Origin of the sequence: Pseudoalteromonas sp. SG43-6 (genome assembly GCF_014164365.1) — a bacterium.
Classification (GTDB): domain Bacteria; phylum Pseudomonadota; class Gammaproteobacteria; order Enterobacterales; family Alteromonadaceae; genus Pseudoalteromonas; species Pseudoalteromonas rhizosphaerae.
The window spans coordinates 1-311 of record NZ_JACJEZ010000200.1; the positions used below are offsets into that span (position 1 = coordinate 1).

Consider the following 311-nt stretch of genomic DNA (forward strand, 5'->3'; position numbering starts at 1 on the left):
ACACGTAATATAGAAAAAGCACAGATACGTAACTTAAGCCAAAATAGCTGGCTAAACTTACATCAAAATATCTTAATCACTGGGGCAACAGGCTGTGGAAAAACATACCTTGCGTGTGCCTTAGGGCATGAGCACTGCCTACAAGGAAAAAGTGTTTACTATATTCGATTAAAAGAGTTACTTGAGAGCCTGTTTCTAGCACAAGCAGATGGTAGTTACCGAAAATTACTAGCGAAGCTAATAAAGTATGATCTACTGATCTTAGACGACTGGGGGCTTGAACCACTGAGTGCGCAGCAACGAGGTGACTT

1 protein-coding gene is annotated in these 311 nt (G+C 41.2%); it reads left to right on the forward strand.

What is annotated here, in order from left to right:
• Positions 1-311, forward strand: a 311-nt coding sequence (locus H5201_RS23620; RefSeq protein WP_182785471.1) for an ATP-binding protein, incomplete at both ends; no start/stop codon positions are given.